General features: G+C 44.9%; 15 protein-coding genes. 4 read left to right on the forward strand and 11 right to left on the reverse strand.

What is annotated here, in order from left to right; translation table 11 throughout:
* Positions 1–5 precede the first annotated feature (5 nt).
* Complete coding sequence (locus tag PPO43_RS02260; RefSeq protein WP_272620170.1) at positions 6–1,676, reverse strand: PHP domain-containing protein; 1,671 nt, start codon at positions 1,674–1,676, stop codon at positions 6–8.
* Between the two features lie 354 nt (positions 1,677–2,030).
* On the opposite strand from PPO43_RS02260, the gene PPO43_RS02265 reads away from it, so the two are divergent.
* Together PPO43_RS02265 and PPO43_RS02270 are read left to right on the forward strand one after the other, a co-directional pair.
* On the forward strand, positions 2,031–2,459 hold the full coding sequence (locus tag PPO43_RS02265) for a DUF7793 family protein (RefSeq protein WP_272620171.1): 429 nt from the start codon (positions 2,031–2,033) through the stop codon (positions 2,457–2,459).
* A 94-nt stretch (positions 2,460–2,553) separates the two neighbouring features.
* A complete protein-coding gene (locus PPO43_RS02270) occupies positions 2,554–2,970 on the forward strand; it encodes a DUF7793 family protein (protein WP_272620172.1) in 417 nt (138 codons plus the stop codon).
* 58 nt (positions 2,971–3,028) lie between these two features.
* On the opposite strand, the gene PPO43_RS02275 is transcribed toward PPO43_RS02270, so the two are convergent.
* The 3 genes from PPO43_RS02275 to panD are packed head-to-tail and all read right to left on the reverse strand — an operon-like array spanning position 3,029 to position 5,369.
* Positions 3,029–3,844: a TatD family hydrolase gene (locus tag PPO43_RS02275; protein ID WP_272620173.1), complete on the reverse strand. Its 816-nt coding sequence runs from the start codon at positions 3,842–3,844 to the stop codon at positions 3,029–3,031.
* A gap of 3 nt (positions 3,845–3,847) precedes the next feature.
* Positions 3,848–4,999, reverse strand: coding sequence for a lysylphosphatidylglycerol synthase transmembrane domain-containing protein (locus PPO43_RS02280; protein WP_272620174.1), 1,152 nt, complete (start codon positions 4,997–4,999; stop codon positions 3,848–3,850).
* Between the two features lie 22 nt (positions 5,000–5,021).
* Positions 5,022–5,369, reverse strand: coding sequence for an aspartate 1-decarboxylase (panD, locus tag PPO43_RS02285; RefSeq protein WP_272620175.1), 348 nt, complete (start codon positions 5,367–5,369; stop codon positions 5,022–5,024).
* Between the two features lie 562 nt (positions 5,370–5,931).
* Here panD and PPO43_RS02290 point away from each other — a divergent pair.
* Both PPO43_RS02290 and PPO43_RS02295 read left to right on the forward strand, forming a co-directional pair.
* Positions 5,932–6,477: an RNA polymerase sigma factor gene (locus PPO43_RS02290; RefSeq protein ID WP_272620176.1), complete on the forward strand. Its 546-nt coding sequence runs from the start codon at positions 5,932–5,934 to the stop codon at positions 6,475–6,477.
* A 4-nt stretch (positions 6,478–6,481) separates the two neighbouring features.
* Positions 6,482–7,318 carry an anti-sigma factor gene (locus tag PPO43_RS02295; protein ID WP_272620177.1) on the forward strand — a complete coding sequence of 279 codons (837 nt, stop codon included), beginning with the start codon at positions 6,482–6,484 and terminating at the stop codon, positions 7,316–7,318.
* Positions 7,319–7,497: 179 nt separating this feature from the next.
* On the opposite strand, the gene PPO43_RS02300 is transcribed toward PPO43_RS02295, so the two are convergent.
* From PPO43_RS02300 to obgE, 7 genes are all read right to left on the reverse strand, one after another.
* The gene (locus tag PPO43_RS02300) at positions 7,498–8,463 is read right to left on the reverse strand and encodes a hypothetical protein (protein WP_272620178.1); all 966 of its coding nucleotides are present in this window, start codon (positions 8,461–8,463) and stop codon (positions 7,498–7,500) included.
* A 64-nt stretch (positions 8,464–8,527) separates the two neighbouring features.
* A complete protein-coding gene (locus PPO43_RS02305) occupies positions 8,528–9,253 on the reverse strand; it encodes a S24 family peptidase (RefSeq protein ID WP_272620179.1) in 726 nt (241 codons plus the stop codon).
* A 128-nt stretch (positions 9,254–9,381) separates the two neighbouring features.
* Entirely contained in the window at positions 9,382–10,665 is a 1,284-nt protein-coding gene (gene eno, locus PPO43_RS02310; protein ID WP_272620180.1) for a phosphopyruvate hydratase, read from the reverse strand.
* A gap of 196 nt (positions 10,666–10,861) precedes the next feature.
* Entirely contained in the window at positions 10,862–11,872 is a 1,011-nt protein-coding gene (locus PPO43_RS02315; RefSeq protein WP_272620181.1) for a glycosyltransferase family 2 protein, read from the reverse strand.
* Between the two features lie 16 nt (positions 11,873–11,888).
* Complete coding sequence (locus PPO43_RS02320; RefSeq protein WP_272620182.1) at positions 11,889–12,488, reverse strand: DUF4199 domain-containing protein; 600 nt, start codon at positions 12,486–12,488, stop codon at positions 11,889–11,891.
* Between the two features lie 14 nt (positions 12,489–12,502).
* Complete coding sequence (locus tag PPO43_RS02325) at positions 12,503–13,009, reverse strand: DUF4199 domain-containing protein (protein WP_272620183.1); 507 nt, start codon at positions 13,007–13,009, stop codon at positions 12,503–12,505.
* Between the two features lies 1 nt (position 13,010).
* The gene (gene obgE, locus PPO43_RS02330) at positions 13,011–14,018 is read right to left on the reverse strand and encodes a GTPase ObgE (RefSeq protein ID WP_272620184.1); all 1,008 of its coding nucleotides are present in this window, start codon (positions 14,016–14,018) and stop codon (positions 13,011–13,013) included.
* Positions 14,019–14,176 lie beyond the last annotated feature (158 nt).

The following is a 14,176-nucleotide window of genomic DNA, read 5'->3' on the forward strand; positions in this document are numbered from 1 at the left end:
CAAAATTAACGCTTTTGTTTACACCAAGCCGCAAATTCACTGTCACTAAAGCAGTTGATACAGGCCGATCGGGGTAAAAGGCCTTTGCGTGCCATCTGCAAGCCATAACGGATATCGTCTAGGCCTCTGAGTTGGTGGGCATCTGTATTGATGGCTAATTTCACGCCTTTTTCTAAGGCGTAGGGAATCCATTGGTGGTCCAAATCTAAACGCAAAGGATTGGCGTTAATTTCAATGGCCACATTATATTTGGCACAGGCTTCTATCAATAAAGCATGATCTACGGGATAACCAGGACGAGAAAGTAGTAAGCGGCCTGTAGGATGGCCCAACATATTGGTATAAGGATTGGCAATTGCTTTGAGCAAGCGCTCCATAGCCTTTTCTTTGCTCATTTTTAGATGGCTATGCACAGAAGCGATGATAAAATCGAAGCCTGCCAATACCTCTGCTTCATAATCTAGACTCCCATCATATTTGATATCTGACTCGATGCCCTTATAGATATGAAAATCCGAAAAGTTTGCATTTAGTTCATCGATTTCCTTCCATTGCGCCTTTACTCTTTCGGGTTTAAGGCCATTGGCATAAAAGGCAGATTGAGAGTGGTCCGTGATCCCCATATAAGCATAGCCTAGGCTGCGAATATGTTCGGCCATTTCGCTTAGACTATTGGCCCCATCGCTATAGGTTGAATGCAAATGCAGCATTCCTTGTATCTCTTTTTGCTCAATAGCGGGCGGGATTTTCCCCGCCTTAGCTCGCCAATAGATTTTTGGCGCATCTCTTTGGCTGGGCCAGATAAAAGGCAGTTCCAATTTCTCAAAAATGGCGGTTTCAGAAAGACCTACACAAGCCTCTAAATCCTCTTGCTCCGTAAGGGTTCTAAAAAAATCAACGCCTCCCGTAGATTGCAAAAGCCCCAAGCCAAAACGATCTTTGGCACAAGGATGAAAGCGCAGCAAAATATTAGAATCCTTAGAATGCGCCTGCCAATAAGAGGGCAAATTGGGTTCTACTGGGCCCAAATCATCAAAAAGTTGGGCAGCCGCTAGCTGGTCGCCATCAAAATCGGCAATGAGAAAATCTAGGGCCTCTACAACAGGCATTTCACGGCGAAAAGGCCCTGTAAGCGCTACATTTTCGGTCCCAAAAACCTCTTGGAGATCTAACAATAAATCTTCGGCTTCATCGGCCACCTCGGCCCAGCGGTGCTGGTCCAAACTGCGAAAATAATACTGCAGTTGGCTTTCCATATTTTGCTGCGATTTCTCTCCAAATCCCTTAAGGCTAAGTAGGCGGTTCTCTTGGCAGGCGTATAGCAGCTCTCCTGGGCTTTCAATTTCTAATTCTTGCCAAAGTTGCAAAAGCTTTTTGGTCCCCAAGCCCTTAATATTCATCAAAGCAATAATACCTTTGGGCGTTTTGGCCTTATATTCTTGCAATAGACGCAGTTCGCCTTTTTCCTGCAACTCTATAATTTTATCTGCAATTGCATCGCCAATTCCCCTAATTTTTTTCAGCTCCGCCTTGGGCATTTCGGCCAAGGCGCCATCCACTTTTCTCAGGTTTTGGTAAGCCGTTTTATAGGACTTTATCTTATAGGGGTTCTCCTGATGCAGTTCCATCAGCCCCCCCAACAATTTAAATTGGTCGGCAATCGCTTTATTTGTCATCTTCTCTAATTTTATTGGGTCCAAAATACGGCTTTTTAACGAGAAGCCTATTTTGCTGATTTATTGAACTTATTTTTTTGTTTTGGGGCCCGCGGCCAGCTAGCCTTCGGCTAGGTCGGCCGCCGCTATGCTTCGCGGCTCGCTATTCGCTCGGCCCTGCAGCCCTACGGGCTTTGGTCTGGCCTGCGGCCACCGCTGCGCAGCGCTGGGCCATGTTACACTTATCGATAGAATGGATAAAATTGACACTCATAGTATTCCTTATTTAGAAAAATACTAATTAAAAATGATTAGATTCGTTCTAATGAGCTGGGAAAAAGCATTAAAAGCTTTAAATTTGTCCAAACAACAATTATGACAGCAGAGAAGATAGATGAGTTTGGTCAATTTGAGTATTGGCTAGAAGAGCATAATATTTTAGTGATTCGCTTAGTAGATAAGACGGGGAAGAAAGAGATTGATGAAGAAGATGCTCGTCATTCCTTACGAGTACAGCAACGCTTATTTAAAGATCAGGGACAGAAATTATTGATTTTAGCAGACTTAGGCGATTTATCTAAAGTCAACAAAGCGGCTAGAGAATTTGCCAAGAGCAATGAGGGCCAAGCAATTAACAATTATGCCTTGGCTTATGCTTTAATTGCCCCCAACCGCTTGAATCGAATGATGGGAAATATGTTTGGCAGAATCTTCAAACGAACCTATCCTATTAAGATGTTCAGTTCTGAAGAGAAAGCTATTGCTTGGTTGTTAGAACAGCGAACAGCTTCAACAACTCAATAAGAATTTAATTCATAATCCTCTATTCCCCTACCCCAAGATTTTCACAGCAGATAATCTTATCACTAACTAAGGGCTAAGAAAAGAACACAGATTCATGAGTAAAAAGATAGATCAATCCAAACAGCTAGAATTTTGGCTAGACGAACATGATATTTTAACAATTCGCGTAGCCAATGAAAATGCAAAAGTGATTGAAGTCAATATGGAAGAAGCACTTTATTCTTTAGGGGTACAGAAGCGTATTTCTGAAGAAAAGGGCAAAAAAATCCTTGTGCTTTCCAATTTGACGAGCATGACTAAAATCTCTAAGGAGGTTCGAGATTTTGCCAAAACGCCAGCAGGTAAAGAAGTGGATAATTATGTTCTAGCTTATGCTTTTGTAGCTAGCAATTTGTGGTCTCGCATGATTGGCAATATGATTATGTCTTTGTTTAAGCATGGCTATCCCATGAAGATTTTCCCTACAGAAGAAAAAGCCATAGAGTGGTTATTGACTCAGAAAGAAGGCTAAAATCAAAGGGGCTGTCGAGTTATCGACAGCCCCTTTATATTTCTACAGCTATAGTTGTTTAATCTAGCGACAAGCTACTCCTTTTCTCCAAAACCGAAAGATCAAATAATTCTAAGCTATTGGCTTTTAAAACTTGGGCCAATTCTTCTAAAGAAATGCCTTTGATCTCTGCCATTTTTTGGGCCACATACAAAAGGTAAGCACTTTCGTTGCGTTTGCCTCTTTTAGGTGTGGGACTGAGATAAGGCGCATCGGTTTCTAAAACGAGTTTAGAAAGTGGCAGATGTGGAATAAGTTGGTCCAAAGCTGCTTTTTTAAAGGTAAGCACACCACCAAAACCAAGATAAAAGCCTAAATCAATAATTTTTTGGGCCTGTTCTAGGGTTCCCGTAAAACAATGGAACACTCCTCTTAGGGGACCTTCTTTTTGTAATTCTTCTACTAGGCTAATGAGGTCGTCAATTGAATCTCTAGCATGGATAACGATAGGCAAATCGAGTTGCATGGCCCAGCGAGACTGTCTGCGAAAGGCTTCTTTTTGTTGTTCTACAAACTCCATGGACCAATAATAATCTAATCCTATTTCGCCTACAGCAACAAAGGGACGACGCTCTAGCCAAGTTTTAACTAAGGCCAATTCCTCTTCCATATTTCCCCCTACAGAGCAAGGATGTAACCCCATCATGGCAAAACATTGTTGGGGATAGGCCGCTTCTAGCTCTAGCATAGGAGCAATAGAACTACTATCAATATTGGGTAGAAAAATATGGCTTAAGCCTGCATCAAAGGCCCGCTGCATCATTTGGCTGCGGTCCTCTTCAAACTTATCCGAATATAAATGTGCATGGGTATCAATCAGCCCTAAATTTTGCATCTTCTAATTGTTTTCTTTGGTCCAACTAGGCTGATAGTTTTTGTTGAGCAAAGGCAACAACATATAGCCCAAAAGACCAAACCCTATATTACAGAATAGGTTGATTGTGAAAAAACAGATATTGGAAAAAGCGAAGGCATCTGCTCGGCCAACGCCATAAATTACAAGTCCTGCCGTTACGGCAATTTGATAAGTGCCCATCCCACCTGGAGAAGGGATAACGATCCCAAAGGCGCCAAAAACAAAGACGAGCAACCCCGCCATCAGGCCTAAATGAGCGGTGGGACCAAAAGCAAAAAAGCAAAGGTAGGTCATCAGGAAGTACATCAGCCAGATGACTACAGAATGGAACATAAACCAAAAGAGCTTTTGGCGACGTAGCGAGAAAACGGTTTTGATGCCTGCCCAGAAATTAAGGGCCATTTCCCAGACTTTCTGTGCAATAGACAGTTGCATCAATTGCTTGCGGAAAATTAGACCAAGTACAAGGGCCAAAAGGCCAGCTACAACTCCTCCACCCAATAGCCAAAGTAGCCAGCTATTATCGCTGGCCTCGACTATAGGTAACTCTTTGGCGCAGATGAGTTCGGCCTTGGTTTTTCCCATTAGGAAATTGTAGAGTTGCTCAAACTGCAGCAAAAAGGTCAAGCCAATAATGAGCAAGAGCATAACCACATCCATAATGCGGTCAGTAACGATTGTTCCCAAGAGTTTGTCTAGGGGAAGCTTTTCATATTGGGCCAAGGTGGCGGGTTTGGCTAGTTCTCCTGCTCGGGGCAGGGCCAAATTAACCAAATAGCCGACCATCGTGGCCCAAAATGCATTGTACCATTTGATGTTGTAACGACCATCTTCTAGCTGTCCAATTAGGAGTTTCCAGCGCAAAGCTCTACTGACATTACTAAGCATAAAAGCTAGGCAAACCAGAAACAACCAAAAAGGAGAGCTACTCCCAAAATCAACAATCAGCTTGTTGAGTAAGCTATCATGCTCGCATTTGCCCTCACAATCATAGTCGAGCTTAAAAGCACATTCTGCCTGATAGGCGGCTTCTTGATTGCTATAGACAAAATAGAGAATACTTAGGCCCACGGCCAGAAATAGAATGAATTGGATAAATGTTTTTAGGGGAGAATTCTTCTTTGTTTCGGCCATAAAGCAGTTAGTCTAAGATAGATTAGGGCAAGCGGTTACCTTCTTTGGGCATGATAGTAATAGGTTCAAAACTGGCTGATTCTTCAGGAGTCATGTATGCATAAGCAATAATGATAACCACATCGCCAGGCTGTACGAGTCGAGCAGCGGCACCGTTCAGGCAGATTACCCCAGAATTGGCCTCTCCTTTAATGACGTAAGTTTCTAATCTTGCGCCATTGTTATTATTGACGATTTGCACGCGTTCGCCCTCCAAGATATTGGCGGCTTTCATTAGGCTTTCGTCAATTGTGATGCTCCCCACATAATTGAGGTTCGCCTCGGTCACCGTAGCGCGGTGAATTTTAGATTTAAATCGCTGTATCAGCATAATCTTCAAGTCGTTGATTCTTCTTTAATTAAGCGGCTAGGCGCTTTTGAGGGGGCAAAATTACGAAACTTTATCTGTAGGAATAAAAAAATCTTTAGTTTATAAGTAGTTCTTGTTTTTTAGGTCCATATTTTTTGCGGCTAGGGGGCGGCGCAGCCGCCGCAAAGGAGCGAAGCGACGCGGCTGAGGGATGGGCAGCAGTGGCCGCAGGCCAGACCAAAGCGCGAAGCGCTGCAGGGCCGAGCGAATAGCGAGCTGCGAGACAGCCCGACCCGAACGATAATTCATGAGGGTTTTAACCCTCATTTTGTATCGCTTCGCAAAGCGATATCGCTTTGCGCTGGGTTTCAACCTAGCGGAAGGGGCAGCCCCAAAAGAAAAACCGCCATTCATCCAATTTAAATTTGCCAAAATCGGGATTTTAGTCTTTCTTATTTCAAGAAAACCTTTAATTATAAAAAATGTTTCTCCTTTAAATGCTTACATTTAAGTGGCAAGCTGCGTTATTTAACGCCAAGAACGAGCCATTCCCTACTGATTTCCTCATTTTTATCCGAATCTTTTGTCTACAACAAATACTAGCTACAACATGGAACAAGACCGCCTAATTTTGCGCCTCAGAGAAGGCGACAAGGCGGCAATGGAGCTGCTTTACGAGCGCTATTCGGGCATTTTATATGGGACGATTCTCAAAATTGTAAAATCCGAGCCCCTAGCGCAAGACGTATTACAGGAAGTAATTGTCAAGGTTTGGCAAAACATTGATCGTTATGATGCCCAAAAAGGGCGTTTACTGACTTGGATGCTCCGAATTGCACGCAATCGGTCCATCGACGTCTACCGCTCCAATGCCTACAAACATCAATATCACAAGACCAATAGCCTAGAACAAGGCGTTGAAATTGGAAAAACGGAATTGAATGTGAATACGATTGGCCTGAAAGAGATTGTCAAACAACTCCCTCTTGACTACCAAAAGGTCATTGAGTTAGCCTATTTTGATGGCTATACGCAGGTAGAAATTGCTGAAGAACTAAATATCCCTTTGGGCACCGTTAAAAGTCGAGTGCGCATCGGGCTTCGCGAATTGAGAAAACTAGTAAACTAATAGCGTGGATATTCAAAAATATATAGCATCTGGCATTCTGGAAGAATATGCACTGGGCCTCACTTCTGAAGAACAAAACCTAGAGGTAGAACGCCTTTTAGTGCAATATCCAGCGCTTCGCCAAGAGCTGAACAGCATTGAGGAGGGCCTAGAACTTTTGGCGGCGGCCGAAAGTACGTCTCCCCCTCCCGAACTCAAAGAACGAATTTTGAGTCAATTACCGCCTAAAGGCCCCCAAAAACTAAATCCGCAAACTGCTCCGACCAGCCTAACTAGCCAGCCAGCACAATCTTCTTTTCATTGGATGGCGCAACTGCCTTGGTTGCTCTCTTTGGGCCTATCTATGGGCCTTGGACTGGCCAGCTGCATGTATTTCACACAGAAAGCAGAGAAAGAAAAGCTCTTGAGTAGCCTAGAAAAAGAGAGCGCGAAACAGAAAAGTCTAGAACAAGATTTGGCCCAGCTAAATGCTCAACTTTTGGCCTGTGAAGAGGAACGAAATATCTTGACCCAACCCGCTTTAGAGCGCTTAGAATTGCCAGGCACAGAAGGACATCCCGATAAACGGGCAACCATTTTCTGGAACCCCCAAGCGCAACAAACTTATTTGCTGGCGGGCCAACTACCTCAACTTCCCAATAATCAATCTTATCAACTTTGGGCTATCGTCAAAGGCCAACCCATCGATTTGGGCGTTTTGCCCGATCAAGCCCAAAAAGGCAGCATTTTGCCCATGAAATCTGTGGCTCAGCCCCAAGCTTTTGCCATCACTATTGAGCCTAAAGGCGGTAGCGCGGCCCCTACTTTGGAAGCCATGGTGACTATGGCTCCTGTTGGATAATTATTTTTTGGGGCCTCCGCTGCGGCTTCGCCTTGCGGCGCTACGCTTTGGGGCTCGCAGGTTTGCTCGGCCCTGCGTCGCCTTCGGCTCCTGGGTCTGGCGCTACGCGCCACCCCGCCGCATCGCTAGGCCATAAAAAAACAAAAAAGCCCCTCCAATTGGAGGGGCTTTTTTGCGTGCTAGAAGAGCGATTGCAAAGCAGGATTAGCCTGCCCATAACTCACAATTTTCACCTCTAGCGGACAGTTTATAAATTTTGCCTTGGCCTCGGCAATAGCCGCTAATACCCAAGACAAGGGATTCCCAAAAACGCCTGCACCCAAAAGAGTCAGGTATAAGCGGGGATTTCCCTGTTTTTGCCAATTTTCTAGGGCCAAATAAAAACTCATCTCATAACTAGCCGATAAAACGATTTGGGCCAGCGGGGCCCAATCTGCTTGCGGTAAAGCCGAATAAGCAATAGGCAAAGCAGAGGCATAAATCTGACTTTGGCGTTTTTGGGCTTTACTTAAAGTCACTTCGGCCTGCCATTGCAGGCCAACTCTTAGTTTGCCCTTTAGTGCTTCTCGCTCAGCAATTGACATTTGGGCCAGTTGCTCGTTAATTTTAAGCAAGCTGGCCTTTTCCATAAACAAATAGCCATTTTGATATTGATAATCTTGGCAATTTAGGGCCGCCAAAAGATCAGCAATCATGTTTAGTTGTTGCCCTGCGGTTTGTCCCAATTGCTGTTCCATGGGGACAAAATAATTTCGGTAGACCGTCCCTGCCCCACAAGAAATGGCTGCGGCGGGTCCTTGAGTCCGGTCATACTCATAAATGCCAATACCATCTTCTGGTTGCAAACTGGGTTTGGCCATTTCCAATAAATTAAACTGAGAGGCCACTTGAAATAGGCCATTGGCTTCTTCTTCGATATGTAATTCTTGTACATTGGCCACTAATTCGGACAGCTTTAGTGGGCCTGGGCTAGAGCAAACTTGAGCTCTGGCTCGTAAATCGGCCAAACTGGGGCATTCTAAACGCCCCCAAGCATAGCGTTTTTCATTAACGAGGGACTCCAAATACTCTCCATCTAAGCGAAAGTTGGCCCTTACTTGGGCGGGATTTTGCTCGGCAAAGCCAAATAGTTCTTCAAACCACATATTTATTTATTTTAGCTTCCTTAAGGTACAAAAAAAGCCTCCTAAACGGAGGCTAGAGACGAACTTATAAGCTAGAGAGTCTGCGCTCTACCTTGAGTAGTTTACGCAGTTCGGGCAAATCGATATAAAAAGGGTCATGTTCCAAATGATTATCTGAAATGAGTTTGAGCTGTTTGAGCTTACTCTTTTCATAAATTTTTTGCACTCTTTTTACGTGTACGGCATTTTGAAGGACCAAGGCATAGACCTCATTATCCTGAATGTATTCAAAGCTTTCGATCGGGCGACAGATCACCATATCTCCAGCGGCGATTGTGGGGCTCATGGAGTTCCCACTAATATAAAAGGCGACATAATCTTGGCCCGTTAGGCCTGGAATAGAAAACCATTGATTTTCCTCTCGCAAATCTACATCAATGGCTGAAGAGGCCAGGGCTTCGATATTGGAGAATAAGATATTGCCTCTTTGTCCCCCCACAAACTGGGCATTTCCCGTTAGGGAGCGTTCATGGGCCTTTTCAAAAATGGGCCCTTCTCCAAACAGTAAATAGGCCTCGTTGAGGCCATAAATTTGGGCAAAAGTTTGAGCTTGTTCAAAGTTAATTTGCCGCTTGTCCTGTAAAAATTGGTTGAGCAGACTGCCGTAACGTCGATCGCCAAATAGCTTTTCGGCCAAAGCGGAAAAGCCCTTCTCTCGATGTCGCCGCACAATCTGCTCATTCTGCTCCAAGAGGGCAAAGACCTCTTTAAAGCGCTGATGGAGCGCATCCCGCCCTTTTTCTTCCTGCATAGGCTGCTGATTTTTGGTAATTAAGAAATAAACCTACAGCTCTATTTTACGGAAAAAGCAACTTTTTGTTTCAAATAAACAAAAAAGCCTCCTTTCGGAGGCTTTTAAAACAACTTTTTGTTTTATAACTAGATTTTAAGGGCCCCTTTGCCCAAAAAGTCTGCCTGCTCGCCCAACTCCTCTTCAATGCGGAGCAATTGGTTGTATTTGGCAACACGGTCTGAGCGAGAAGCAGAGCCTGTTTTAATTTGGCCTGTGGCCAAGGCTACAGCTAGGTCGGCAATTGTGGTATCTTCTGTTTCTCCAGAACGGTGGCTAATCACGGCGGTATACCCTTGGCGTTGTGCCATGCGGATAGCATCTAGGGTTTCGGTTAGGGTACCAATTTGGTTAACTTTAATTAGGATAGAGTTAGCGCAACCTTCGGCAATGCCTCTAGAGAGTCGCTCTGTGTTCGTCACAAACAAATCGTCACCAACCAATTGGACCATATGCCCCAAGCGTTCAGTCAATAATTGCCAGCCTTCCCAATCATCTTCAAAGAGGCCATCTTCAATAGAAGCAATAGGATATTTTTCTACCCAATCGGCCCAAAAATCGACCATTTCTTCAGTGGTCAATTTTTGTCCTGTAGATTGGTGGAAGTGGTAAACGCCTTCTTCTTCAATATAAAACTCAGAAGCAGCGGCATCTAGGGCAATATAGAAATCGCGGCCGGGCTCGTAGCCCGCAGCATAAATAGCTTCTAAAACGGTTTCGATAGCTTCTTCATTAGAGCCTAAGTTGGGGGCAAAACCACCTTCATCACCAACATTGGTAGAATGGCCTTTAGCTTTGAGGACCTTTTTGAGTTGGTGGAACACTTCTGTTCCCATTCGCAAAGCTTCGGCAAAGCTGGCTGCGCCAACGGGCATCACCATAAACTCTTGAATATCGATAGAGTTATCGGCATGTGAACCTCCATTGAGGATATTCATCATGGGAACGGGCATTTGATCTGCGCCCAAACCACCGATATAGCGGTAAAGTGGCAAGCCAGATTCTTGAGCACCAGCACGGGCTACGGCCAAAGAAACGCCTAAAATAGCATTGGCGCCTAGGCGGCTTTTGTTGGGCGTACCATCTAGGGCAATCAAGATTTCGTCAATGGCTTTTTGCTCAAAAACATTGAAGCCGAGTAGCGCTTCTGTAATTGGGCCTCTAATATTTTGGCAGGCTTGCTGAACGCCCTTACCCATATAGCGGTCGGGATCTTGGTCGCGTAATTCAACGGCCTCATGCTTACCGGTAGAAGCACCAGAGGGGACCATTGCACGGCCTACAATGCCATTAGTTGTAACGACCTCTACTTCTACGGTAGGGTTTCCTCTAGAATCGAGCAATTCGCGGGCGAAAATATCCTGAATAAGCATATATCTGTATTTTATAAATTGAATAAGTAGGGATTATTATCATGTTTGAGCAAGAAGCTGGTCCAAATGGCCTAGCGATGCGAAAGGGGGCGGCGAAGCCGCAGACCCAGCAAAAAACTTGTTTTTTTGCGCAGGGCCGAGCAGACCTGCGAGCCCTGAAGCGTAGCGCCGCAAGGCGAAGCCGCAGCGGAGGCCCCTAATCATCATCTTCTTCATCATCGTCCTCCTCTTTCTTCTTTTTAATTTGGAGGTATTCCCAGATTGCGTATTGGTTGCGATTGGGTGCCGAGCGGGCGACCAATTCGGCCAAAAAGCCTGTGAGAAAAAGTTGGCTCCCTAGGATGACAGAGAGAATGCCCAGGTAAAAAATGGGGCGATCTGTCATGCCATATTCGGAATAAAGCAGCTTGACGATGCTGAGGTAGGCTAAAATGAGGAAGCCGATAAAGAAGGAAAGCAGGCCCATGGTCCCAAAAAAGTGCATGGGTTTTTTGCTAAATCGGCTGATAAAAATGATCGAAAGCAGGTCGAGTGGACCATTGATAAAGCGGTTCATGCCAAATTTGGTTACCCCATGTTTGCGGGGGTAATGGCGGACCACTTTTTCGCCAATTTTATCGAAGCCAGAAGCCTTGGCGATGACGGGAATATAGCGGTGCATTTCGCCATAAACCTCTACGGTTTTGACCACATCATTGCGGTAGGCTTTGAGGCCACAATTCATATCATTGAGGTGGATGCCGCTCATCAGGCGGGTCACCCCATTATAGATTTTGGTTGGAATTGTTTTGGAGAGTGGATCGTAGCGTTTTTTCTTCCAGCCAGAAACCAGATCAAAGCGATCTTCTACGATCATTTTGTAGAGTTCGGGCAGTTCATCGGGAGAATCTTGCAGGTCGGCATCCATAGTGACCACCACCTCGCCTTGGGCGTATTGAAAGCCCGTATTGAGGGCGGCGGATTTGCCATAATTTCGGCGGAAGCGCAGGCCGCGGATGCAGGCTTGTTCCTGGGCCAATTGTTGGATAACTGACCAGGAAGAATCGCTACTTCCATCATCAATAAAGATAATTTCGTAGCTCAATTTATGTTCTTGCAGGACCGTGCGAATCCATGAGGCCAATTCGGCCAAAGATTCTTCCTCATTGAGGAGGGGAACCACAATTGAAATATCATAGGGATATTGGACCTTCTTTGAAGATAGCATAAGCGTAAGTTTAGGGCTATTCTTTTTTAGACATCGACATATAAGCCACGGGCAAACTCACGAGCAGGCCCCAAACGAGGCTATAAATCAGGTTGATTACCGCTTGGCCAGAAACGCTAAAAAAATAGGCTGTACCTTCCATGTGTTTTTCCAAGCCGTTCTGGACAATCAGGCTATCTTGGGCCGTTAATTCTTTGGCTGCTTGATCTTCTGCGAGTTCGGCATTGATATTTTTGAGCTGAGTTTTATACATCTGCGCTTCTCGGTTGCGCACATAAAAGGTCTCATACTCTTGGAGATAATCGGGGGCAATTTGGCCATAAAAAATAAAGGCAGAAGCCATCATCCAAAGGCCCAAAACAGCTGAAACCATTAGGCCACCCGAATAAGCTTTTAGAAAAGAAAGCCCAGCGGGATTGCGCAAACGCAACGCCATGATGGTCCAAACAATTGCCGTAATAACGGCAATTCTATACACCCAGTTAATCCAATCGCCTAGGCCCATACCGGCCCAGTGCATCAGCGTAATTCCGACAAAATAGCCAAGTCCAGTTAGGGAGCCCAAATAGGCCGCTTGTTTGGCAATTTGGCCCCAGCTCAATACATTTTTGGTCATCGTTTCATTAGAATTTAATAATCAGGGCGATCACGACGCATCACAAAGGCCGTAATTGCCGAGAGGACAAAGCCCAAAATGACTTCTAGCATAATACCCAAATCAAAAAGCCTTGGTCCAAAATACTCTTTTTTATAGGCTTCTAGACGCCCATTAAAAATTTCTTGAGGTTCTTCGGCGGGTTTGTGCTCAATAAAAATTTCTATCGCTTTTTGCTTCGATAGCTCCAGTAATTCGGGATCTATGTACACAAAAAGAAGATAAATAAAAATTGTCTTGATCACATAAGCATAGACAAAGGTTTGAAAGGCAGGCCGCAAAGCCTCATAAAAGCCAATAAATTGGTCTTCTTTGGCCGAACGCTCCTGAGCTACCGCAATAAAGCAAGCCGCCCAGATGATGAGCCAACTTAGCTTTTCGTAGCCTTCCAACAAATAGTTTTTGTCCGTTACATATAAAACGGCCAAGGCCGCAGAGGAAATAAATCCCCCTAGCAAACCGTATAGCTGCGATTTTTTCATACTAATCCTCTATACTAATATTCATAATTTGCCACAACTTATCCTTCAATTCTTGCAGACCTTTTTGGGCCACAGAAGAAATAAAGAGCGTCTCCAAATCTTCGGGCAATTCAGCCGTGATCCACTCTTTGAGCTCTTCATCTAGCAAATCTGACTTAGAAATGGCCAATAATCGAGGCTTATCCAGCAATTCTGGATTATAACTCTTCAACTCATTGAGCAAAATCCGATACACTTCCTTAATATCTTCAGCATCGCCCGGAATCATAAACAACAATACCGCATTACGCTCAATATGGCGCAAGAATCGGTGTCCAATGCCCTTTCCTTTATGCGCATCCTCAATAATTCCAGGAATATCTGCCATCACAAAAGAGCGATTATCCCGATAAGAAACTACCCCAAGATTAGGCACCAAAGTAGTAAATGGATAATTGGCAATTTTGGGTTTGGCTGCAGAAAGTACCGATAAAAGGGTAGATTTTCCAGCATTCGGGAAGCCCACCAAGCCTACATCGGCCAAAACTTTCAACTCTAATACTTTCCAAGCTTCCTTGCCCTCTCCTGCTGGAGAAGAATACTGCGGAGTTTGGTTGGTCGCTGAGCGATAATGCCAGTTTCCCTTTCCACCATGTCCACCTGCCAACAAAATATAGGTCTGCCCATCTTCTGTGATTTCAGCCTCAATTTCGCCCGTTTCGGCATCTTTGGCAATGGTCCCCAAAGGCACCTCCAAAATAATATCTTCTCCATTCGCCCCAGAAGAGCGGCTACCACTACCAGACTGCCCTGGCGAAGCAATCACATGCTTCATATATTTGAGTGGCAACAAGGTCCAAAGTTGCTTGTTTCCCTTCAAAATAATATGGCCACCACGGCCACCATCCCCCCCATCAGGCCCCCCTTTAGAGGTCAATTTATCCCGATAAAAGTGTACAGAACCATTGCCCCCAGCACCTGAGCGACAATGCATTTTTACATGATCTATAAAGTTTGGACTATCTGCCATTGTTCTTTTTTAATTTTCTTTTTTGGGGCCTCCGCTGCGGCTTCGCCTTGCGGCGCTACGTTTCGGGGCTCGCTATTCGCTCGGCCCTTCGCAAAAAACAAGTTTTTGCTCGGTCTGGCCTGCGGCCACCCCTACACATCGCTAGGCCAAAAGGGCCT

It is taken from the genome of Saprospira sp. CCB-QB6 (assembly GCF_028464065.1).
GTDB lineage: Bacteria > Bacteroidota > Bacteroidia > Chitinophagales > Saprospiraceae > Saprospira.

Bases quoted from the DNA above. Each gene is read 5' to 3' on its own strand.
- PPO43_RS02260 (WP_272620170.1), bottom strand. From the start codon at position 1,676: ATGACAAATAAAGCGATTGCCGACCAATTTAAATTGTTGGGGGGGCTG.
- PPO43_RS02265 (WP_272620171.1), top strand. From the start codon at position 2,031: ATGACAGCAGAGAAGATAGATGAGTTTGGTCAATTTGAGTATTGGCTA.
- PPO43_RS02270 (WP_272620172.1), top strand. From the start codon at position 2,554: ATGAGTAAAAAGATAGATCAATCCAAACAGCTAGAATTTTGGCTAGAC.
- PPO43_RS02275 (WP_272620173.1), bottom strand. From the start codon at position 3,844: ATGCAAAATTTAGGGCTGATTGATACCCATGCACATTTATATTCGGAT.
- PPO43_RS02280 (WP_272620174.1), bottom strand. From the start codon at position 4,999: ATGGCCGAAACAAAGAAGAATTCTCCCCTAAAAACATTTATCCAATTC.
- panD (WP_272620175.1), bottom strand. From the start codon at position 5,369: ATGCTGATACAGCGATTTAAATCTAAAATTCACCGCGCTACGGTGACC.
- PPO43_RS02300 (WP_272620178.1), bottom strand. From the start codon at position 8,463: ATGTGGTTTGAAGAACTATTTGGCTTTGCCGAGCAAAATCCCGCCCAA.
- PPO43_RS02305 (WP_272620179.1), bottom strand. From the start codon at position 9,253: ATGCAGGAAGAAAAAGGGCGGGATGCGCTCCATCAGCGCTTTAAAGAG.
- eno (WP_272620180.1), bottom strand. From the start codon at position 10,665: ATGCTTATTCAGGATATTTTCGCCCGCGAATTGCTCGATTCTAGAGGA.
- PPO43_RS02315 (WP_272620181.1), bottom strand. From the start codon at position 11,872: ATGCTATCTTCAAAGAAGGTCCAATATCCCTATGATATTTCAATTGTG.
- PPO43_RS02320 (WP_272620182.1), bottom strand. From the start codon at position 12,488: ATGACCAAAAATGTATTGAGCTGGGGCCAAATTGCCAAACAAGCGGCC.
- PPO43_RS02325 (WP_272620183.1), bottom strand. From the start codon at position 13,009: ATGAAAAAATCGCAGCTATACGGTTTGCTAGGGGGATTTATTTCCTCT.
- obgE (WP_272620184.1), bottom strand. From the start codon at position 14,018: ATGGCAGATAGTCCAAACTTTATAGATCATGTAAAAATGCATTGTCGC.